At 47.9% G+C, this 22,628-nt stretch carries 19 protein-coding genes and 1 riboswitch; of the genes, 6 read left to right on the top strand and 13 right to left on the bottom strand.

The genetic code is table 11. The features are described from left to right. Positions 1–9: 9 nt before the first annotated feature. Entirely contained in the window at positions 10–1,347 is a 1,338-nt protein-coding gene (locus R2083_RS06925) for an OmpP1/FadL family transporter (protein ID WP_317537961.1), read from the bottom strand. A gap of 357 nt (positions 1,348–1,704) precedes the next feature. Here R2083_RS06925 and R2083_RS06920 point away from each other — a divergent pair, with 357 nt between their 5' ends. After that, positions 1,705–4,302, top strand: coding sequence for an EAL domain-containing protein (locus tag R2083_RS06920; protein ID WP_317537960.1), 2,598 nt, complete (start codon positions 1,705–1,707; stop codon positions 4,300–4,302). Positions 4,303–4,380: 78 nt separating this feature from the next. On the opposite strand, the gene R2083_RS06915 is transcribed toward R2083_RS06920, so the two are convergent. From R2083_RS06915 to R2083_RS06885, 7 genes are all read right to left on the bottom strand, one after another. Next, complete coding sequence (locus R2083_RS06915) at positions 4,381–5,178, bottom strand: carbonic anhydrase family protein (RefSeq protein ID WP_317537959.1); 798 nt, start codon at positions 5,176–5,178, stop codon at positions 4,381–4,383. Between the two features lie 648 nt (positions 5,179–5,826). Next, the gene (locus R2083_RS06910; protein WP_317530762.1) at positions 5,827–6,348 is read right to left on the bottom strand and encodes a GNAT family N-acetyltransferase; all 522 of its coding nucleotides are present in this window, start codon (positions 6,346–6,348) and stop codon (positions 5,827–5,829) included. 41 nt (positions 6,349–6,389) lie between these two features. After that, positions 6,390–6,773, bottom strand: coding sequence for a SirB2 family protein (locus R2083_RS06905; RefSeq protein ID WP_317530763.1), 384 nt, complete (start codon positions 6,771–6,773; stop codon positions 6,390–6,392). 2 nt (positions 6,774–6,775) lie between these two features. Further along, a complete protein-coding gene (locus tag R2083_RS06900) occupies positions 6,776–7,261 on the bottom strand; it encodes a hypothetical protein (RefSeq protein ID WP_317537958.1) in 486 nt (161 codons plus the stop codon). Positions 7,262–7,400: 139 nt separating this feature from the next. Beyond that, the gene (locus tag R2083_RS06895) at positions 7,401–7,751 is read right to left on the bottom strand and encodes an STAS/SEC14 domain-containing protein (RefSeq protein ID WP_317530765.1); all 351 of its coding nucleotides are present in this window, start codon (positions 7,749–7,751) and stop codon (positions 7,401–7,403) included. 86 nt (positions 7,752–7,837) lie between these two features. After that, a complete protein-coding gene (locus tag R2083_RS06890) occupies positions 7,838–8,683 on the bottom strand; it encodes a DMT family transporter (RefSeq protein ID WP_317538984.1) in 846 nt (281 codons plus the stop codon). A 57-nt stretch (positions 8,684–8,740) separates the two neighbouring features. Beyond that, entirely contained in the window at positions 8,741–9,853 is a 1,113-nt protein-coding gene (locus R2083_RS06885) for an aromatic ring-hydroxylating dioxygenase subunit alpha (protein ID WP_317530766.1), read from the bottom strand. Positions 9,854–10,073: 220 nt separating this feature from the next. Between R2083_RS06885 and R2083_RS06880 the strand changes: the two genes are divergently transcribed. The 4 genes from R2083_RS06880 (at position 10,074) to R2083_RS06865 (ending at position 15,160) form a co-directional block, all read left to right on the top strand. Further along, positions 10,074–11,495 (top strand): adhesin, encoded by a 1,422-nt coding sequence (locus tag R2083_RS06880; protein ID WP_317537957.1) that lies wholly within the window; start codon positions 10,074–10,076, stop codon positions 11,493–11,495. A 91-nt stretch (positions 11,496–11,586) separates the two neighbouring features. Next, positions 11,587–13,773 (top strand): primosomal protein N', encoded by a 2,187-nt coding sequence (locus R2083_RS06875; RefSeq protein ID WP_317537956.1) that lies wholly within the window; start codon positions 11,587–11,589, stop codon positions 13,771–13,773. Positions 13,774–13,847: 74 nt separating this feature from the next. Further along, a complete protein-coding gene (locus tag R2083_RS06870; protein WP_107803318.1) occupies positions 13,848–14,084 on the top strand; it encodes a YdcH family protein in 237 nt (78 codons plus the stop codon). 80 nt (positions 14,085–14,164) lie between these two features. Beyond that, positions 14,165–15,160, top strand: a complete 996-nt coding sequence (locus R2083_RS06865) for a zinc-binding dehydrogenase (RefSeq protein ID WP_317530769.1) — start codon at positions 14,165–14,167, stop codon at positions 15,158–15,160. A gap of 116 nt (positions 15,161–15,276) precedes the next feature. Here the strand turns inward: R2083_RS06865 and R2083_RS06860 are convergent, their stop codons facing one another. From R2083_RS06860 to purB, 5 genes are all read right to left on the bottom strand, one after another. Next, entirely contained in the window at positions 15,277–15,723 is a 447-nt protein-coding gene (locus tag R2083_RS06860) for a hypothetical protein (RefSeq protein ID WP_317530770.1), read from the bottom strand. A 201-nt stretch (positions 15,724–15,924) separates the two neighbouring features. Beyond that, positions 15,925–17,034 carry a molecular chaperone DnaJ gene (gene dnaJ, locus R2083_RS06855; protein ID WP_317530771.1) on the bottom strand — a complete coding sequence of 370 codons (1,110 nt, stop codon included), beginning with the start codon at positions 17,032–17,034 and terminating at the stop codon, positions 15,925–15,927. A 142-nt stretch (positions 17,035–17,176) separates the two neighbouring features. Continuing rightward, positions 17,177–19,120 carry a molecular chaperone DnaK gene (gene dnaK, locus R2083_RS06850; RefSeq protein ID WP_317530772.1) on the bottom strand — a complete coding sequence of 648 codons (1,944 nt, stop codon included), beginning with the start codon at positions 19,118–19,120 and terminating at the stop codon, positions 17,177–17,179. Between the two features lie 68 nt (positions 19,121–19,188). Then, the gene (grpE, locus tag R2083_RS06845) at positions 19,189–19,782 is read right to left on the bottom strand and encodes a nucleotide exchange factor GrpE (protein WP_317530773.1); all 594 of its coding nucleotides are present in this window, start codon (positions 19,780–19,782) and stop codon (positions 19,189–19,191) included. Positions 19,783–19,921: 139 nt separating this feature from the next. Next, positions 19,922–21,298, bottom strand: coding sequence for an adenylosuccinate lyase (gene purB, locus R2083_RS06840; protein WP_317530774.1), 1,377 nt, complete (start codon positions 21,296–21,298; stop codon positions 19,922–19,924). 206 nt (positions 21,299–21,504) lie between these two features. Further along, a riboswitch (cyclic di-GMP riboswitch) is annotated at positions 21,505–21,596 on the top strand. Positions 21,597–21,758: 162 nt separating this feature from the next. Between purB and R2083_RS06835 the strand changes: the two genes are divergently transcribed. Further along, entirely contained in the window at positions 21,759–22,595 is an 837-nt protein-coding gene (locus R2083_RS06835) for an FxDxF family PEP-CTERM protein (protein WP_317530775.1), read from the top strand. Positions 22,596–22,628 lie beyond the last annotated feature (33 nt).

The raw sequence follows: 22,628 nt of genomic DNA, 5'->3' as shown, positions 1-22,628 counted from the left end.
CTACGCGAGTTAGAAGCGCCAATCCATTTGCAGACCGCCGATATCGATTTGCTCGGCATACTTTCCGGCGAGAACATCGGCTGTCGTACCGCGATGATTAATGCTGGCGTCATTCATGAATAAGTGCGCGTATGCGGCATGGATATTGACATTCTTCATGACGGCATAAGTCAGTCCCGCAGTCAGCCAATAGCGGCTTGCATCGGGAATACGCGGTGAGCGGTCCCGGGCATTCGGAACCGGTGTTTGATCGTAGGCAAAACCCATCCGCACGGTCCATTTATTGCTCTCGGAAAAATAATTGACGCCAAAAGCATAGCGCCAGGTATCGTTCCATTTTAGGTTTTGCACGTCATCCGATTGTGCCGATGCAAAATTGGTCCGTAGTTGCTGTACCAAACTCCAATGCGTCCACAATGCATCCGCGGAAACCGCCCAGCGCGGATTGAGACGATGCGACAAACCGAACAATACCGAATCCGGCAGCGTAACCGTCGTGCTGGTGCTGGTGTCAACGAGAATATTACCTTGCGTCAGTGCAATGGCCTTATCTGGTATCGTAAAGTTTGCATTTCCATGTATATCATGTGTAATTCTGGAGCGATAACTGACACCCAGCCGAGTGTTCTGATTGAGTGTATAAAAAGCACCGAAATTGTAACCAAACCCAACACTGTCACCCTTTAGGGAAACATGCCCATCAGCGGCTTGTGGCCGAATCCCCTGACTAACGCAAGGTGCCGGTCCGAATGCTAGAAAGCAGGCGGGGCCGAGATCAATCGCGTTGGTCAACCGGGATTGCAAATACTGGACGTTGAAGCCCGCGCCTAGCGAGAATTTATCGGTTACTTTAAAGGAAAGCGATGGATTGAAGTTTAAAGTCAGAATCTCCGAATCGAGCGCTTGATAGCGCCCTTTCCAATCCGGATCATAGCTATTGCGCGTACCAAAAGGGGTATTGAACCCGAAGCCGAAGGCCACCCGGTTTGTCAGTTCCTGCACATAATAAACGTTCGGTACAAAAGCCAGACTGGGTGAATCGCCGCCATTACCGCCTTTCAACGGGGTTCCCCCCAAAAATGGGTTGAGATGTGAAGCGTCATTATGAAAAACCGCGGAAGGTGCAATGACATATCCCGCTGCCGAAACCAGCCGGCCGCGCACCTGGCTCATCGCAGCCGGGTTAAAAAACACCATGCTACCGTCGTCAGTGTTGGTGGGTGCACCGGAAAACGCTTGCCCCAGCTCCTTGACACTTTGCTCCATCACGGCAATGCCCGCGCCGCGTATCGCAGTGGAGACAATCAACAAACCCAAACCCGCAAACCAGAAAATACTTCGTTGCAAAGAACGATCAGTTATAGATAGCGTTTTAATAGATTAATCTCCATAATTTTCTCGATCGATTGAAAATTCACTGTTTTAATCCGGGTGATCCTTACCGTTGTAAAGGTTTTCTTTACTTACATAAAATTCAAAGTATAATTTTCTGATTCTCAATAAGAATATTCTTACGTGCGTAGAAATGAGCATTTTTCATTTGCAATCCAGACAGCATTATGTCATTGAAATAAAATGCTTACAAATCCTCAGCAATCTAGTTGATTGTTTTGAATTATGGTTATCCCCGCAATTCGCAATTAGTTCTAAACTCTTTGGAAAATCATCCGACAAACTGCGAACAATTTCCATCATTTGTCCGCAATGAAAAATGATTACCGGGCATCAGAGCTTAACCACCACACTGTAGATTCCTCTTTGCAGCAAAGCAGTCATTCCACGGCGCTATTGGCCGAACAAGTTAAATTGTTGTATCAGCAAGCCCCCAAGGCCCTGGTTGTTACACTGATCACCTCCGCCGCGCTCGTTTTTATTTTCTGGGATCATGTTGCCAAGACTTGGCTGCTGGGATGGTTAGCCGCAATTTATTTACTGACATTCATCAGATTTCTGCTGGTCAGATCCTATTTCCGTAAAAAACCGGCTACTGCCGAATCCGCCCGCTGGGGGCGGCAATTTCTAATCGGTACGTTATTTTCCGGCATACTTTGGGGCTCAACGGGCAGCATTTTCTTTGTCAACGGCAGCGCCACACACCAATTATTTCTCGCGTACTTATTGGGTGGCATGGTAGCGGGTGCGATGGCTAGTTTGTCATCTTACCGGGGCGCATTCCTGGCTTTTTCAATTCCGGCCGTCATTCCTTTTACTTATCAGGTCATCACGCACGAAAGCAATATACAGCTCGCGATTGCCTTTACTTATCTTATTTTTGTCTTTGCCATGGGCAGTATTTCCCATCGGCTGTATCAAACTGTCGCAGAATCACTTAAATTCCGCTTTGATAATTTCGATTTGCTGAAACGGCTGGTACAAGCGAAAAATCATCAAAAAGCGATCAATCAGGCATTACAAGCCGAAATCGCCGAAAAAGACCAGTCGCAACAAGCATTGAAAAGCGTTAAAGAACAACTGGAGCAACGTGTCACGGAGCGCACTCAAGCGCTCGCTTTGGCCAACGCTGTGTTACACCAGGAAAAAGAATTATTCCAGGTCACTTTGGCCAGTATCGGTGATGCGGTCATCACGACCGATGCCGGTGGCAACGTCACCTACCTCAATCCGATTGCAGAGATTTTTACCGGCTGGCGCAACCAGGATGCCAATGGCTTACCGTTGCAACAAGTATTCAACATTCTCGATAGCGTTAACCGGTCGGCTGTTGCCGACCCGCTGGTATGTCATAACGGAACATCCGGAGATCCGCAAAAACACCATGAGTGTTTGTTAATCCGCAAGGATAAGCAAGAATGGATTATCGATTACACTGTAGCGCCGATTCAGAATGAGCAACAGCATGTCATTGGAACCGTCCTGACATTCCGCGATGTCACGGAGCAACGTAAGCTGACGCAAAAACTAGCCTATCAGGCCGCGCATGATTCATTGACCGGCTTGCTGAACCGTAAGGAATTTGAAACCCGTCTCGGCAAAATCCTGGCTGCAACACGCAAAAATGATTCACATGCACTGCTGTATCTCGATCTGGATCAATTCAAAATCATCAACGATACTTGCGGACACAGCGCCGGCGATGAATTGCTGCGTCAAGTTACTGCATTGTTGCATGCCAAGCTGCGTACACGCGATACCTTGGCGCGTCTTGGCGGCGATGAATTCGGCGTCATCCTGGAGCACTGCCCGCAGAACGAGGCGCTGCAGGTTGCGCAAGCATTACGCGAATTGGTGCAAAACTTTCGTTTTCAATGGCAAGGCAATACATTCAGCATTGGAGTCAGTATTGGATTGTTCCCCATCACGCACGCCAACGAAGGCCTCGCTTTTGCATTAAATGCAGCCGATAGCGCCTGCTATGCGGCAAAAGAACAAGGGCGTAATCGAGTGCATGTATATCGAGCCGATACCGCACAGCAAGAATCCGGCGAAATGCCATGGCTGCCGCGCATCCAGCAGGCCATGATCGACCAGCGGCTGTGTTTATATTTCCAACCCATTCAGTCGATTTCTAGCAGCAATGGCAAAGAGAAACACGGTGAAATCCTGTTGCGCCTGGAAGATGAACACGGCCGTCTCGTCATGCCGGGAGCGTTCTTACCCGCTGCTGAACGACATAATCATATGCTAGTCATTGATCGCTGGGTGTTGGAACAGTCGTTTAAATTAATCAAGGCCCATGCACACCACCAAGCCAACGTCATCTATACCATCAATTTATCCGCACAAGTACTTGAGAGTGCTGATTTTCTCGATTTCACCGTGAACACCATCAAAGCCAGCAAGTTAAATCCAGCTGGTATTTGCTTTGAAATCACAGAACATATCGCATTGACTGAAATGAACCACGCAGTGCGTTTTGTAACCACGCTAAAAGAACTCGGATGCCGTTTTTCGATGGATAATTTCAGCGGTGGCTTGTCATCATTCGAATATCTGAAAAATATTCCGCTCGATTATCTGAAAATAGACGGCCGGTTGATCAAAAACATGCTTTCCGATCCGGTCGATCAAGCCATGGTTGAATCGATCAATCACATTGGCCACGTGATGCGCCTTAAAACCATCGCCGAATGGGTCGAAAACGACCAGACTTTACAGCTGCTGGAAAATATGGGCATCGACTATGCGCAAGGTTACTGGATTGCTGAACCTTACCCCATTGACGCCAAGTCAGTGAAATTCCCGGTTAACGATAAACTCGGCAATCAGGAAGTTAAGCGTGAAGAAGCTGAGAAACAGTATCAGGACTCAGAACAGAACGATCAAACTCAGACCGGCAAGTGAGAAATCATAAGGCAAATCGTGCATTAACCTAAACTTATCACGTTAAATACACTGATTTACCTTATATTTTTACTTAAATTATTTGGTTGAAGAGATAACTCGCCCATTCAGATTCTGCGGTGATCTGGCATTATCCGTATAGAATCCCTTGAGTTGTGAAAGCTGTGCCGCAGATATCGAAATGCTGTCCAATAAAAGGTACCATTGCACACCTTCACTGCAAGGCGGTGTTGTTAAAGAACCAGCGAACGATACATAATCAAACGTATTATGACCAAGCGGCGGTAATAATGTGGTTGGATCAATCCGGATACCGGTGGGATTAGCATTTTGATCACCTCCTGTAGCGGGCATATTGTTTAAAATAGTCTGCAATGTCGCATTTTCTTCCCCTACGGTTACCGCCACACCCAAAACGATGAGTCGCCCATCCGGGCTGACATGAACAAAATGTAATTCCGCAGGAAACTTCACGCCGCCTACTGCATGTTCGCTGGGCTCATGAAAGTGAAATTGAACCAGCGGATACGATTCCTCTCCGATTTTCAGCTCGCCTTTATAGTGCGTTGAGGTATTGACCTGAACCGCGTGACCGGTATTGAAGAATACCGGGGTGTCCACATCGTACCAAACCTCCAGATTATTCAATTTACGGGTATTATCAATTCTCGCATCGGCTAAATCGACCGGCGATTGGTGTGAGCCGATACTGCATTCCGCATACGGATAATTCAACGGCACGACGGTTTGTGATGGATCCTGAATCGCTCCCCAAGTTGCTTGTTCCTCATGCGTCCAGTGCGGAGCCGAAACAGCCGCCGCGGCATAACATACAAGAATTGCTGAAGCCAGATTTCTCAATACTTTTTTGTTCATTGGTTATCTCCAATTTGCAAATCGTTATTCGATTAACACGTATGTTTCTTGCAATAATCCACCATCGACGGTTTCTTGTCCTTATCGGAATCTTGTACCGATTGAGAATTTTCCTTTTTGGTCGATGAACTCGATTGTGAAGTTTGTGTTTGTTGATTGGAATCAGCAGATGATTTTGAACTGTTCGATCCGGATTCCGCAAAACACGAAACACTTAAACTCATGGCGATAGCCAAAAATATTTTTATCAGCATAATTTCCTCGTTTATAAAGAAGTTTCGTTACCCTTTTCGTTGCAGGAAAGGGCACCATATCATGATAAATGTAAATAAAATGTCAAGAAAAAATACGTTTTTTGTGAAAAATATGTGAATTAAAACAAATGTTAGTAGTAATGTTATTATAAATTAGGTTAAGAATTAGCCCGTAAAACCGCCATAAGGAAATCTAATATATATTGACCAGCGAGGGGAGAACGAGGATAAAAATCTGGTGATAATATTTTCTTTAATCAAAAAAATGCTGAAAAAGATCGCAAACGATGGCTAGGCAAAGTGAAATCAGACCCGGTTTATGCGTGATAAATGAGCATCTTGAGCTTAATTTCAGCGCAACATGATCGAGCCATGCTAGTTTTTCACAGCTTTCTTAACAACGCGTATCTTTCTTTTCAAGATATTCAATCGTCAATCCGGCAATTTTAGGCGTGCCAAGATACGCCGGATAAGTTTCAATCCGGCCGGTACAGTAATAACCCCTGCGTTGATAAAATTCGACCAATTCGGTGCGCTGTGATATCACGAACATGACAAATTGATGCACATTCATGACGCTGCTGGCAAAAGTTTCCGCTTGTTCGAGCATGTATTTTCCAAGTCCCTGCCCTTGCAGATCCGGATGAACCGAAAAAAAACCGATGTACGCACGCTCTTCTTCTCGTGCGACATAAATGCACGACGCCAGCATAGAAGGCAGGTTAATGACAAAAAAATGCGCGCCGGAATTTTGCATGGCCGTTTCGATTTCCTGCCGGTTGGTTCTATCGCCTTGAATAATCGCCGCTTCGGTTGTCCAACCGGCGTTTCCGCGATACGTCAGGTTGATCAGATCGCTGATTGCCTGCGCTTGATCGACATTGGCTTTTTCAAAACGCAAAGCGGAGAAATCCATTCGCTATCAGTGAATTTTACGGGTGCTACGGCTGCAGGATTCTAACCGAGACCTAATACCGGGCTTTTGGTGATTGCAACCAGCACAATGTAAATAAACACGCATTGTGCCGCCACCCAGGCGATAATTTTTGCCCGCCGGGTTTTGCCGAAGCGCATCGCCACCATACCCAGAGCGATATACAGCAGCAAACCAGCAATCTTGGCGGTTAACCAGGAATCCTGCAGCGGATTTTGCTGAATGACCATTGCCAGAAAAACCGCGCTGGTCAGCAGAACGGTATCGATGATATGCGGCAGAATCTTGACCCAACGTTGGCGCAAACTCGTTGAATCCCGGATCAACCAGATTCCACGCAGGAAAAACAATGAGTAACTGAGTATCACGCTACTGACGTGAATCATTTTCAACAATGCGTAACTCACATTCAACTCCCGGCTATCAACCAGCCATGACTACCTGCCACGGCACCGGCAATGGTAATTAAACTGAGTATCAATAAGAACAAGTGCTTGCGCTGAATTCTGGCAAATGTTTCCGGTGAAATGTCTTGCTGTACCGGGGCTGCGCCTTGCCTGCGGCGTCCACGCGGTTCCATGACGAACAACATCACGCTAAACAGCAGCCAGATCGCTACCATCATGTGCATCCACCAATATTGCCACTGCATGAAACGATGCCAGGCATCGAGCACATAAACCATGTAGAAACCGCTCAACCCAACGATCAATGTGGAAAAACGCGCTTGCGCGGCAAACCGTTGCCGGAAACGGGAAAAAAATGCCATTGCATCCGTGGCCGACTGCATGCGCGCCAAGGTTGGCAACAACACAAACGTCACCATTGCAACGCCGCCTATCCAAAGCACGATGCCCAATACGTGCAATACTCGGGCTAAAACAAAATCATCCATTCGATTTTTCTTACCGCTTAAGAACAAACTTGGAAATCATAGCAAATACTCTGTTGTATATTACGCATACACATTTCATACAATGTGCTGTGACGCATAGATCGCGTTAATTCGTCACAATCATTCAACCGGGAATCGGTTATTCAGTCTCCGAGGCCCAAATCTCGGCTTTCTCGTAATCGTGAAAAACCGTTACGTTGGCATGAATGAATAAATTGAAAACCCATGCGCCCCAGGTTTGCCATTCATCATCCGTCACAACCGCTACCCGGTTGAATTCACTGCCGTGATCGCGCATGAATTTAACTTCTTCCCAAGCTACATCAACGGTGTAATCCAGCATGTCGCGCCAATCAAACAAGAGATTGGCTTTACCGTCAAAATGGGATTGATACAGCACTTGTTGCTCAAATTCATTGTAGTCGGCTAATGTAAACTCACCAATAACTGCAACAATTACGAGATTGTCTTTCTTTTGAATAGTTATCATGACTCCCTCCTCAACAAATAATTAGCTCATCATAGGGAATTAAACCGGATGGTGCAAATTTTGCCGCTACCCGCATCACAGCAAAATCACTTGGACGTCACAATGGAAGCTCGCTTAATACCCAGGATGCCGCTTAATGAACCGCCCAGAACAATCAATCCCATCCCGAGCCAGGCTACGGGAGGCAATACATCATTCCACAACAGAATGCCCCAAAGACTGGCAAATAATACCGTGCTATAACCCAGTGAAGTCACAACCAGCGTCGCACCTTGATGATAGGCGCGTGTCATCGCCAATTGCGCCAATGTGGCTGTTATACCGGTACCGAGCAGCAGCAATAAACCATCCCAGTTAACCGGACTGAATGCCGTAAACAGCAACCACACACCAGTGCCTAATGTGCTGATCAATGTAAAATAAAATACCACCTGCCATTCGGATTCACCCAATTCGCCCAGTTGTTTGACATTGATATAAGCAATTGCAGCGAAAAACCCGGAGGCCATCCCCAGCAAACCGGCCACCCATTGATCTTCGGGCAACGAAGGGCGCAGTAACAAAACCACACCGGTAAAACCGAGTAAAACTGTGCAGATTAACGGCCAGTGAATATGTTCTTTCAAAATCAAGGTGGAAAACACTGCCAAGAAAAGCGGCCAGGTATAATTCAGCGAAATGGCGGTCGCCAAGGGTAATTGCGTTATACAGTAAAAAAACATCAATAAACTGATCAAGCCGGAGATTCCGCGCCAGCAGTGAACCCGCCAATGCGGCGTTGTTACCGGCAGACGGTAATAGCGGATGACCAAGTAAGTCATCCAGACACCGAACAACGAACGGTAAAACACCAATTCCGTACTGGAAAAATACGCCGCACCGAGTTTGACCAGTACGCCCATGCAGGCAAACATAAAGCCTGCAACCAACATCCACAATGAACGCACTTGTCGGTGTTCCTAAAAAATACAGCAGTTGCGGTTATTGAATCAACGGATATGCGGTCCGATTTCTCGTTGCAGGAATTGATGGAAGTGCTTCATTCCTTCTTCCATAGGAATTTGATAAGGCCCGGTTTCATTTAAACCCTGTTCAAATAAAGCACGCCGCCCGGCGGTCATCCGTTTGCAGATTTCATCATCTTCAAGCGCGGTTTCTTTGTATGCCGCTTGTTCGGCTTCCACGAAATCGCGTTCAAATAGCGCAATCTCTTCCGGATAGTAAAACTCAACCACGTTCATACAGCTTTCTACTCCGGTCGGCAGAATCGTACTGATGACCAGCGTATGCGGATACCACTCGAGCATGACATTGGGGTAATACAACAACCAGATCGATCCATGCGGCGGCATCTCCCCTTCCGATTGTTGCAGTAATACTTGTTCGTGCCATTTGGCATACACCGGAGTGCCCGGTTTTTGCAAACGTGCACTATCGATTGCCACAGTCTGCACGCTATACCAATCGCCAAATTCCCAATCGAGTTTTCCGGTATCGACAAAACGGCTTAATCCCGGGTGAAACGGATCGACGTGATAATCTTCCAAATACACTTCGATAAATGTTTTCCAGTTACAGTGATAGTGATCAATCTGCACGCGATCAAAGACATAGCCAGAAAAATCAAAATCCTGCAACACGCTCAGATTACCCATATCGTGCGCAACTTGACGTTCACCGTTAAACAATAAACCATTCCAGCTTTGCAATGCGGTTTTGCTCAGATTCAGGCAAGGATTCTGCTCAAAATGCGGCGCACCCAGCAATTTGCCATTCAACGCATAAGTCCAGCGATGTATCGGACACACGATGCTTTTGGTATTACTTCTGCCCGTCAATAAAAGCGCTTGACGGTGACGGCAAACATTCGATAACAATTCAATGCCTTGTTCGTTACGCACCAGCACTTTGGCATTATTCATCCATTCCGGCACATAATAATCGCCCACATTGGGAACCATTATTTCATGACCTACGTAACCCGGCCCGCGATCAAACAAAATACGTTTTTCAAGTTCAAGAATTTTAGGATCCAAGTACCAGTTGACGGGAAGCTGCACTGACATGTCCGCCAGTTGCGAAATATCAGCCATGTTAGACATATAAATACCTTATACCCCCCAGATAAAAAACAGCGGCGAAAATACACGAAAAGACAAAAATTTAAAACCTATTTAAGCAAGTCAGGAACGAAAAACCGAATGCATGGCTATAATAGCAATCTTGATAGTAAAATATCAGCATCCATCGATACGTTACTCGGACAAAAAAGTAAATTGTACAAGATTGAATTATTTAATTAATCAAAAAGAGAGCATCTTAATGAAATCTAAACAGCAATTAAGAAAAAAATCATGGATACCCGTATTATCCACAGTATTTGTTGTTGGTCTAGCTGCCTGCGACAGCGGCGGTGAAAAAGCACTCGATACTTCATCCTCTTCGTCATCATCGTCAGCAACGGCTGTCAAAAGAACCATGCCGACAGGCCCGGCAACCGGTATTTTAGTAGATTCCCCCGTGTCCGGCGTAACGTTCGCGGCAACTTCCGGAAAATCCGGCACCACCGACGAGAAAGGCAGTTTTAATTTCAATCATGGTGACAAAATCGAATTCAAGCTGGGCGGTTTGACATTGGGTAATATTCCCGGTTCACAGATTGTGACTCCGATTGAATTAGCCGGTGGCAACAATAATAAACTACAAAATCTGCTGGTTTTACTGCAATCATTGGATTCCGACAGCGATCTTTCCAATGGTATTGCCATTTCCCGTGAAACGGCTGCTGCCGTTAAAGGGTCGATTAATCTGGATAGCAGTCCGGAAACATTTGCCGATTCCGCCGAGCTAAAAGAAATTATGGAAGCCGGTGGTATTTCCGGCGAAGCCGTAACTCCTGAAGCAGCGCGCACACACTTTCTTTCTCAAGGTGTCGCACTGCTCAGCGCGCAAATCTGGGTCAGTTATACCAACCAAACCGCCAGCGTGCTGCGAGTAGCCGCCGATAGCAGCGGTGAGTACTTGCAAGGCGATGCAAGACCGGATGATTCCTGTGATGAAAACCGGGTGTGCGGCGGGAAAACCGTTTTCCAAGCGGGTGTTGAATATGGCGTAGCCAAAGCGACTGATTTTGACAGCCGCGGCTTCAAGCTGGTGAGCACGCCCAGCGTGGACACCAATCTGAAGGCTGGTTTCTCTAATCCTGGCCCAACGCGGCGAGTGCGTACCGACGGCTCCGAATTGATTAATTCCGATATTGTCACAGTGCAAAGAGCGCGTGAACAAGGCAGTGTATTCGGTGAGCTTTTCCATATCGCCAAACCGATACAGTTAAGCGATGAAAATGAGGTTGCGGAAAAAGAAGTCAAAGAATCCCGCTACGCAAAAATTGATAACGACGCAAACGGTATTGTCGGCGCTTGGGCGTATGACAGTGAAGCGATCAACACACAAACTGTGGTTTTCTTCCCTAACGGCAAATATATGATGATCGATCCGACAGGTGCAACACAGCGTGAAGATCAAGCAAAATGCGCAAAACCCGGCATCGAATTTTCTTCCTATACCTATAACAAAGGCGGAAATAATTTCAGTTTATCCAGCTTCACCTATAACACCAATGGTTGCGCCGGATTCTCCGATGTGGAAGGCAGCATCGGCTTCACCCTCAGTTCGGATGGCAATACCGCCAAGCTGGACAAACCCGGTGAACCATCGGTCACGCTGTACCGTGTTTCTAAATAACTGATGGTTTGAATCTTAAAGCACAACACTCACCGGAACTGTTTCATAGCCGGTGAGTAGTGCTTTTCCTTCGTTATAAATCCGGCTGCTCATGCCCATCATCCGTGTCGCACTCAATGTTCCAGTCGACACACTGTTTGATTACCAGTTAGAGGACGCCAGCCAACACGATATCGGGCTACGCGCCTGTGTGCCTTTCGGCAAAAAACAAGTCACCGGTATTATCCTCGCGGTCAGCGATGAAACGCAGATTCCCATTGAGAAACTGAAGTCCGCGCACGGCATTTTCAGGGAAATAAAACCTCTACCCGCCGCATTGTTGGATTTATTTTATTTTTGCAGCCAGTATTATCATCACCCGCTGGGTATGGTGATACTGAATGGCTTGCCCGTTAAGCTGCGTAATAACAAGCCGGTTAGCTTAAAAAGAAAACCGGCTCAGTATCAATACAGTCTGACTGCATCCGGTAAAAGCGTTGAGTTAGCACAAATTCCGGCACGTAACCGGGTAGCGCGCCGCTTGCTCAGTGAATTTCAACAAGCCGTGACGTTGACCGGCGCGCAAATCAAGCACATTTCACCGCGTGCGGAAAAATTGCTGCAAGACTGGATTCAGCTCGGCTGGATCGCGGCAGAATTCTGCTCAACTGCAACAGTGGCGCGAGTTGCAGAAATTCCCGTATTGACTGCCGAGCAGGAGGTTGCGGTGAGTGCCATCACTGCCGATGTCAAGCAATTCAATACCTGGCTGCTACATGGTGTGACCGGTAGCGGCAAAACCGAGGTGTATCTCAGAATTATCGAATCCGTGCTGGCGCAAGGCCGGCAAGCGCTGGTACTGATTCCCGAAATCAGTTTGACACCCCAGTTGGAAGGTGTTTTTCGCGCCCGCTTTTCTACCGTTCCGCTGGTTAGCCTGCATAGCGGCCTCAACGATACCGAGCGGCTAACCGGTTGGCTGCAAGCCCAGCGCGGTGAAGCCAAAATTATCTTGGGCACGCGCCTCGCCGTGTTTACCCCATTATCCGATCTTGGTTTGATTATTGTCGATGAAGAACAGGATAGCTCGTTCAAACAACAGGATGGACTGCGTTATTCCGCGCGCGATCTGGCGATTTTCCGCGCCAGGCAAAGCGCTATCCCGGTGATATTGGGTTCGGCCACGCCGTCATTGGAAAGTTATTACAATGCGCTCACAGGCCGTTACCGGCATATCCGTCTGCTTTCCCGCGCGGTGCAAAATGCCACCCTGCCCTTGATTAAATGCATTGATACACGCATCCACAAAACCCAGGAAGGCTTATCCGGCCCACTGATCCAGGCACTCGATCAGTGTTTACAGAAAAAGCATCAAAGTCTCATTTTCATCAACCGGCGCGGCTATGCGCCCGTGCTGCTGTGCAAGTCCTGCGGCTGGACAGCGCCCTGCCAGCGTTGTTCCAGCCGCTTGGTTGTGCATCTGCGTGACAAAAAACTATGCTGCCATCATTGCGGCCACCAAGAACAATTTCCGCGCGCTTGCCCGCAGTGCGGCAATCAAGATATCGCTCCTTTCGGGCAAGGCACGCAACGCGTGGAAGAAACTTTGACCGCCCATTTTCCAACGGCGCGGATTCTGCGCATTGATCGTGACAGCACGCGCCGCAAACATGCGTGGCCAGAGATTCTGCATGCCGTTCATACGCACCAGGTGGATATTCTGATCGGCACACAATTGCTGGCCAAAGGCCATGATTTTCCCAATCTATCCTTAGTGGGCATTCTGAATGCCGATGGCGCGCTCTATAGCACCGATTTCCGCGCCAGTGAACGATTATTTGCGCAACTGATGCAAGTCGCCGGGCGTGCCGGACGCGCCAATGTGGCCGGACACGTCTTGATTCAAACCGAATTTCCAGATCATCCGTTGTATCAAGCGTTACAACGGCACGATTACGATGCGCTGGCACAAACGCTGCTGGCGGAAAGAAAAATGGCCGGATTCCCGCCTTACGTATATCAAGCCCTATTGCGCGCGGAAGCGCATCACATAAAAACCGCGCTGGATTTTCTTACACAAACGGCACAACTTGCCCGTCCGCCGCAAACGGTTGAATTATTCGACCCGGTACCGGCGCACATGTCACGGTTAAAAGGCCTGGAACGTGCGCACTTACTGGTACAATCTTCCTCACGCAAACATTTGCACGCTTTTCTAACCGGCTGGTATGCAAAAATCACCGCATTGCCCAGCCAAAAAGTGCGCTGGGTACTGGATGTCGATCCGTTGGAATTTTGATCTGTATCAGCGCCTATTCTTCACAGTCAGTCAAAATACAACTATTGAAACAAAACAATAAGAGGAGTATCCCAATGATCGACAAACACGATTTGCACCATGAATTCCCTGAATATTATGATCGCATTCATGAATTAAAAACCAATAACAGTCATTTTGCGCGTCTGTTTGAGGAATATCACGATCTCAATCGTGAAATCCTGAGAATCGAGGAAGGCGTCGAAAACACCACCGACGAATACTTGGAAGAATTAAAAAAGAAACGATTGTTATATAAAGATAAGCTTTACGGAATGATTGCCAATCCATGATAGCCATCCGGTAAAATACCGGATGCACGACATCTTCAATCCGTGCAATACCACGAACAGTAACCATAAGAGCACAACCCATGAAAGCAATCTATTTCAATACAGGCGGAACAACGGATATTCTGCAGTATGGTGATGTAGAATCCCTCGGCCAATGTGGTGATAAGCAAGTCTTGATCCGTATCAAAGCGGCCGGTATCAATCCGATCGATTGTAAAATCCGCGCCGCGCCGCAGCGTTTCCCGGTGACTTTCCCAGTCATTCCTGGCTGCGACGGCGCCGGTATTGTTGAGAGCGTGGGCACGCAGGTCAAAAATTTCCAGCGCGGCGACGAAGTTTATTTTTCTCAGCCTGGCTTCAACAACCGTCAGGGCACTTATGCCGAATACGTGCTGGCCGATGCCAGCCTGCTGGCTTTGAAGCCGCGTTCCTTATCCTTTGAACAAGCTGCCGCGGCACCGCTGGTTTTTATCACTGCCTGGGAAGCACTGCATGACCGGGCACGCATGACCAGTGGCCAAACGGTCTTAATTCATGCGGGCGCCGGTGGTGTCGGCCATGCCGCTATCCAATTGGCAAAACTGGCCAGTGCCAAAGTCATCACGACAGTCAGCAGCGAGGAAAAAGCACAATTTGTACAGCAACTCGGTGCCGATTTGATCATCAACTACCGGACACACGATGTGGCTGCGGAAGTGTTGCGATGGACTGACGGCAATGGCGTGGATATCGCATTTGATACGGTCGGGCCGGAGGTATTGCAAAGCTGCTTTGGCTGCGTGAAGCCCTATGGCGATGTGGTCACCATTCTGCAACCTTCACCGGATACCGATTGGAGCGAAGCACGGAAGCGCAATGTACGATTCAGTTTGGAATTGATGCTGTCACCCGTTCTACTGGAACTGGAAGAAGCGAAACGCCATCAAGGCGAAATATTGCGGCAGTGTGCCGCATTGTTTGATGAGAATAAGCTGACTGTGAAAATTGCCCGCACTTTCGCACTGGCCGATGCCGCCGCAGCGCAGCAGTTTCTTGAGCAAAATCATCCCGCCGGGAAGATTGTCTTAACGTTGTGAACTCTTGTTTGATCCAATACCGCCGGTAGAAGCGGCGGTATTGGGTTTCACTCAACCACGTAATTAGAAATTTGCACTACAACCACTGACATGCAAACGGGGAGATATCACATCGCTTAAAACAATTCCAGATATAACCAGCGATGATTAAAATCATCATTGATTTTAATATTTGAATCATCACTATCACCGGAATAATCGAGCTGTATGTGCGGGAAATCGCTGAGTATCAGCGCGCGCATGTCGCTGTTCAGAATGAAACTATAGCTATTTATTTTCTGGCCATCACTGTGCACGCGCGATTGACATGCATCCGTGCCGTTCTTTAAGCAATTGACCGCTTCGTCGTTGATGCGGATATTGTCGGAAACACCAGTAATTCTGAGCGTACTAAGAATACTTTCATCTTCGATATCAAAATATACTCCGTACAAATTTCCTGTGACATTGCCAATTTGATTCACTTTGAATAATAGTGCTCCGCCCGCCACTTCTTCAATTGTCACCCATGCTTTGGCTGGATTGGCTGCGGTACCGTTAACCAGAAAAGATATTGTCGCCATGATTACTCCCTGAATTAAATTTGTAATTACTGCCCTATTAAAGTGATCGTGTTTCGTGAACTCAGGCGTAACTATAAATTGAGAAAGCAATCCAATTGTGAAGCAAATGTAAATTCTTTGTTAAATGTGAGTCACAAGCTGACACCAGCACATTACCAATGTTATGACTATGTATTGATTAATAATAAATTAAGCGGTTTCCTATTCGGAGAAAAATTCCCGCGCTTTATCCATCCAAGACTTGGCACGCGGGCTGTGGCGAGGACCGTCTTTTAAACTGATGGCTTCCAATTCTTCCAGTAGCTCTCTCTGACGCGCAGTCAGTTTAACTGGCGTTTCCACCACGACATGGCAAAGCAAGTCACCTTTATCGTGACTGCGTACACCTTTGATTCCCTTGCCGCGCAGACGGAAAATCTTATCGGTCTGTGTTTCGGCCGGAACTTTAATTTTGGCGTGACCTTCCAGTGTCGGCACTTCGATTTCTCCACCCAACGCAGCCACGGTAAAGCTGATCGGAATTTCACAGTGTAAATTATCACCATCCCGGCGGAAAACAGAATGCGCCGATAAATGAATTACAACATACAAATCGCCCGGCGGACCGCCGTTTAAGCCAGCTTCACCTTCACCGGAAATACGAATGCGATCGCCATCGTCCACACCTTCCGGAATTTTTACGTTCAATGTCTTTTGCTGTTTAACACGCCCTACGCCATGACAGCTCGCGCAGGGGTGCGTGATAATTTTGCCGTTGCCTTGACACTTGGGGCAGGTCTGCTGAATAGAGAAAAATCCTTGCTGCATTCTGACTTGCCCGTGGCCATTACAAGTCGGACACGTCTTCGGTGAGTGACCGGGTTTGGAGCCGCTGCCGTGACAAGCATCACATTCCTCCTGAGTAGGGATGCGGATTTTAGTTTCAGTACCATGTGCCGCCTGTTCCAGGGAAATCTCCAAGTTGTAGCGCAAATCGGAACCGCGATGCACATTAGCTCGTCCGCCGCGCCCACCGAAAATATCGCCAAAAATATCGCTAAACGCGTCGCTGAAGCCCTGTGCGCCACCTCCTCCGCCTGCATTTGCATCAACCCCGGCATGACCGAATTGATCGTAAGCAGCCCGCTTGTTCGTATCCGTCAATACCTCATAAGCTTCTTTGGCTTCTTTGAACATCTCCTCCGATTTCACATCGCCTGCATTGCGATCGGGGTGATACTTCATCGCCAATTTTCGATAGGCTTTCTTGATTGTTGCTTCATCGGCATCGCGGCTGACGCCGAGCACATGATAATAATCTCGCTTACTCATCTTGACTTCCTGCTCGCGTGATAAGGGTATGTTGTTCTGATTGTTGAAATTTACGCTTTATGCAAACACTAAAACGCAGAGCTCGCACAGGCATTTACTGCGCTGCCGTGTGCGTCTCTGCGTTTGATTGTTTTAACAAAAATTATTTTTTGTTTTTAACTTCCTCAAATTCCGCATCAACCACCTCGCCTTCCACCGGCTTCTCGCCTCGACCCGATGATGATGAAGATCCGGCTTCAGGTTGCGCTTCTCCGCCGCCTTGCTGATCTTTCTGTTGATACATCTTTTCAGCCAGTTTATGCGCCGCTTCGGTCAACGCCTGTGTTTTGGCATCGATCTCGTCCTTATTGTCGGTTTTCAGTACTTCTTCGGCATCTTTCAATGCGGCCTCAAGCTTGGCTTTTTCATCGTTGCTTAATTGGTCGCCGTGCTCTTTCAGCGATTTCTTCACCGAATGAATCATCGCATCGCACTGATTACGGCTGGAAACCAGCTCCAGTGCTTTATGATCTTCCTCGGCATGCGCCTCGGCGTCTTTTACCATACGGTCAATTTCATCGTCCGACAAACCGGAGCTTGCCTGGATTTTGATTTTGTTTTCCTTGCCGGTCGCTTTGTCTTTCGCGGACACATGCAAAATGCCGTTGGCATCGATATCGAACGTCACTTCAATTTGCGGCATGCCGCGCGGTGCTGTCGGAATATCGCTTAAATTAAACTGCCCCAGGCTTTTGTTTCCTGATGCCATCTCACGTTCGCCTTGCAGCACGTGGATCGTCACAGCCGTTTGATTATCATCGGCAGTAGAAAATACCTGCTGCGCCTTGGTTGGGATCGTGGTGTTTTTCTGGATCAGTTTGGTCATCACGCCGCCCAGCGTCTCGATACCCAACGACAATGGCGTCACATCCAGCAACAGGACATCCTTCACGTCACCTTTCAACACGCCACCTTGAATGGCCGCGCCAACCGCTACCGCTTCATCCGGATTAACATCTTTGCGTGGTTCTTTGCCGAATATTTCCCTTACCTTATCTTGTACTTTCGGCATGCGGGTTTGTCCGCCCACCAGAATGACGTCGTCGATGTCCGATGCGGATAAACCGGCATCTTTGATCGCCGTGCGGCAAGGTCCGGCGGTACGTTCGATCAAATCTTCCACCAGGCTTTCCAATTTCGCGCGAGTTATTTTGACCGCCAGATGCTTCGGTCCGGAAGCGTCCGCCGTGATATACGGCAAATTCACTTCGGTCTGTTGGCTGGAAGATAACTCGATTTTGGTTTTTTCCGCCGCATCTTTCAGGCGTTGGAGCGCCAGCATGTCTTTCTTCAGATCGATGCCGGTCTCTTTCTTGAATTCATCGACCAGATATTCCATGACACGCGAATCAAAATCTTCCCCACCGAGGAATGTATCGCCGTTGGTCGCCAGCACTTCAAATTGATGCTCACCTTCAACTTCAGCGATTTCGATGATGGAAATATCGAACGTCCCGCCGCCGAGATCATAAACTGCAATCTTGCGGTCGCCTTCTTTTTTATCCAAACCAAATGCCAGCGCAGCAGCGGTCGGCTCATTGATGATCCGTTTGACTTCGAGACCTGCAATGCGTCCGGCATCCTTGGTAGCTTGACGTTGCGAATCGTTGAAGTACGCCGGTACCGTGATCACCGCTTCGGTTACTGTTTCCCCGAGATAATCCTCGGCGGTTTTTTTCATTTTCATCAGTACTTGCGCAGAGACTTCCGGCGGTGCGATTTTCTTGCCACGCACTTCCACCCAAGCATCATTGTTGTCCGCTTTAACAATACTATACGGCACCATCTTGATGTCACGTTGCACCATATCTTCGTTAAAACGCCGTCCGATCAACCGCTTGACTGCAAACAACGTGTTTCTAGGATTCGTGATTGCTTGACGCTTGGCCGAGGCACCCACCAAAATTTCATTATCTTCCGTATAAGCCACAATCGACGGTGTTGTCCGCGCACCTTCCGAATTTTCGATGACTTTGGGATTACCGTTTTCCATAACGGCCACACAAGAGTTTGTGGTACCCAAGTCGATACCGATAATTTTTGCCATGTTTAGATCCTTTTAAAGATTAATTCTGTCTGTCGATGGGTATAAAAATGGAGATACTTGTAAAAAATTCAAGAGTCTTTCGCTTTTGAAACGGATACAAGCGCCGGGCGGATAATGCGCTCATGCAGCTTATAACCTTTTTGCATGACTTGAACCACGGTATTCGGCGGTTGTTCGGAATCAATCGTGCACATGGCTTGATGTTGATGCGGATCGAATTTCTCGCCTTTAGGATCAATCACCTTGATATTGAATTTATCGAAAACGCTGGTGAGTTGTTTTTGTGTTAATTCCATACCGCTTTTGAAATTTTCAATGGTCGCGTTCTCAACCGCCAATGCGGCGTCCAAACTATCCATTACCGTCAGCAACTGCGCCGAGAAATTCTCAATCGCATATTTATGCGCATTGGAAACGTCGGTTTGCGCGCGTTTACGGATATTTTCCGTTTCCGCCTTGGCGCGAATCCAGGCATCGTGATGCTCGGCCGCTTTGATTTCCGCTTCTTTCAGTAAATGTTCCCAATCGGGCTGCGCGTTAGTGATTTCCCCGGTTTGGATGGTGGCATCGTTAGTCGCTCCGGGGATTTTGATTTCTTCCTGGGAATCAGCCATATCTTTTGAACTCGCTTCTGTATTATGTGAATTTTCTGGACTTTGCATCGTAGCTCCTCATAACTGTGAGGGCGATATTGGGACAGCACTGCTAAATTTCAAGCCGGAAATGAAAATTTATCTGCGAATACGTAGAGAAATGATGAATTAGTGATACTAATCAGTATATTGTTCATCTGAATAATTTTCAGTTTTTGATTCTTCCGGCCAGATCGCGGGCTTTGCCAATATAGTTTCGTGGCGTCATCGCCAGTAAACGTTTTTTTTCCCCTTCTGGAATGCTCAAACCAGCGATGAATTGATGTAACGCAGCCTGCGTGATTCCCCCCTTGCCGCGCGTCAGTGCTTTTAGCTGTTCGTATGGATTGGCAACGCCATAGCGCCGCATCACGGTTTGAATCGGCTCCGCCAGGATCTCCCAGGCATTATCCAGGTCGGCAGCCAGCTGTGTCATATTCACGTCCAGTTTGTTGAGTCCTTTGAGGCACGAATCATAAGCCAGCAGCGTATGGCCTAACGCTACGCCCATATTGCGCAGCACGGTGGAATCGGTTAAATCGCGCTGCCAGCGGGATACGGGCAATTTTTCGCTCAAATGCCGCAACAAGGCATTGGCAATCCCCAGATTGCCTTCCGAGTTTTCAAAATCAATCGGATTGACTTTATGCGGCATGGTGGAAGAACCGACTTCATCCGCTTTGGTTTTTTGCTTGAAATAGCCGAGCGAAATATAGCCCCAGATATCGCGGTTCAAATCCAACAAAATGGTGTTAATCCGGGCATAGGCATCGAACAACTCGGCCATGGTATCGTGCGGCTCAATCTGCGTGGTGTAAGGATTGAATTCCAGTCCCAACTTCTCGACAAACGATTGCGCGAATTTTTCCCAGTCCAGATCCGGGTACGCGGATAAATGCGCGTTGTAATTACCCACTGCGCCATTGATTTTGCCCAGTATGGCGACAGCCGCCAATTTTTCCCTACCGCGTTGCAAGCGATACACGGTATTGGCGATCTCCTTGCCTAAAGTCGTCGGTGTTGCCGGTTGCCCGTGCGTGCGCGCCAGCATCGCCACATCCGCCAATTGGTGTGCCAATTCGATCAAGCGCGCAATGATTTTGTCGAGCGCCGGTAACATGACTTTTTCCAGACTCAGCTTCAACATCAAGCCGTGCGACAGATTATTGATATCTTCCGAAGTGCAGGCGAAATGAATAAATTCGGCCACTTTGACCACTTCCGCATTACCCGCGAGTTTTTGCTTTAACCAATATTCCACCGCCTTAACGTCATGATTGGTTGTCGCTTCTATGGCTTTAACCGCTGCCGCGTCCTCGACCGAAAAATTGGCTGTCAAATCGTCCAATTGCGCATGAGTTACCGCAGAAAAAGCTGGCACTTCCACAATCTCAGAGTCATCGCTCAATGCTCTGAGCCACGCAACCTCAACTTGCACGCGGAAACGAATCAGCGCGAATTCACTGAAATAAAATCGTAATGGCTCAACTTTGCTGTGATAACGGCCATCCAGGGGAGATAAAGCGGTAATAACGGTGGAATTCATGATATTGGCAATTTTTCAGAAGGCCGGATTTTACCATGCTTGTTGTGTGCTCAAAGCGGTTAATTTGTCTGGCAATTTCTCGATAGCATTTGGCGCAATCCCGCACCACTATTGGTGGTGTGGCAATTTGCCGCAGCGACAATTTGTCGCATTGTTTTATCAGAATTTTCCCATAAACTATAAAAACGTAATTTATTGAGACAGATACCAGACAAAGCCACGCTTGCCGCTAGACAGGCACGGAAAGCCAGCGGATCTCATTTGAATCTTACCAATGTGAGATGGCCGGGTTGCCTCCCGTGAGTATGGGGAGTAGCTGAAACAAACAGTGTGAAATTACCGCACAGGTTTCAGATCATCGCTCAAAAAGAAGCGCCGCACAGTTGTTGTTTCTTCTCAATTCTACAAGCAACCGGCAGCGCCGCAAAACCTTTAAATAGTATCGTTTTGGAGAAAAGAAATGCAATTAAAATCATATCATAAGAAAACAAGTACACTGGCTTCAGCCGTCATTATTTCGCTTGCAGCATTGGCAAGTAGCCATGTCCATGCAGCCGATGCTGTATCACCCAAAGGCTGGGTCGGCAGTGATAATGTCGTGAGTCTGGGTGAAACCATTACAGCCAATGAAAGCGGCTTGAAAAGCGCATACACAGGCAATCCAAATCTGAATTTCTCTGCTTGGGCGCATACCGGAGATTGGTTTGTTTTTCAAAATACCAATTTGGCGGATGTGAGCGTAACCGTTTCCGGAGCTGCTGGATTTGCTCCAGGTTTGACCGTGTGGGCAACCGGCGCGGCGAAATTTGATGGTGGCACCGAAGGCTTTGGTTCAGAAATCAGCGCCGCAGGATTTGGCACGCCGCACTCACTGAACGCTACCGGTGCAATCGGCGATGCAGGCACGCTGTGGATGGCCAACGGCCAAGGCGGTAATGCCATCGAAACCCTTGGATATGCAGTTTCAGGTCCGGCTGCATTCACTGCAGCCGACACAGGTTGGGGCGAAACCATTTTTACCGGCGCGCATGATGTGAGCGTAACCAACACATTTGAAAACGGGGTAACCGGCAGCACCAGTGCAAACATAGCAACGCTAACATTCAATGACTTAGCCTCAGGCTGGTACGCTGTATATGTCGGCGGCACCAACCATGCTTCAGCAGGTGGAGCGTTTGCATTGACAGTTAGCGCAGTACCGGAAGCAGAAACCTGGGCGATGCTGCTCGTGGGTCTGGGTTTAGTTGGCTGGCGTCTGAGAAGATCACCGTCAGAATCATGCGAAGCCGCAGCTTAATCATCGCATGATGTATCGATAAGCAGTTACGGA

It is taken from the genome of Nitrosomonas sp. Is35 (assembly GCF_033063295.1).
GTDB lineage: Bacteria > Pseudomonadota > Gammaproteobacteria > Burkholderiales > Nitrosomonadaceae > Nitrosomonas.
The sequence above is the reverse complement of the archived record's forward strand: the minus strand, read 5'-3'. Positions and strand labels throughout refer to the sequence as shown.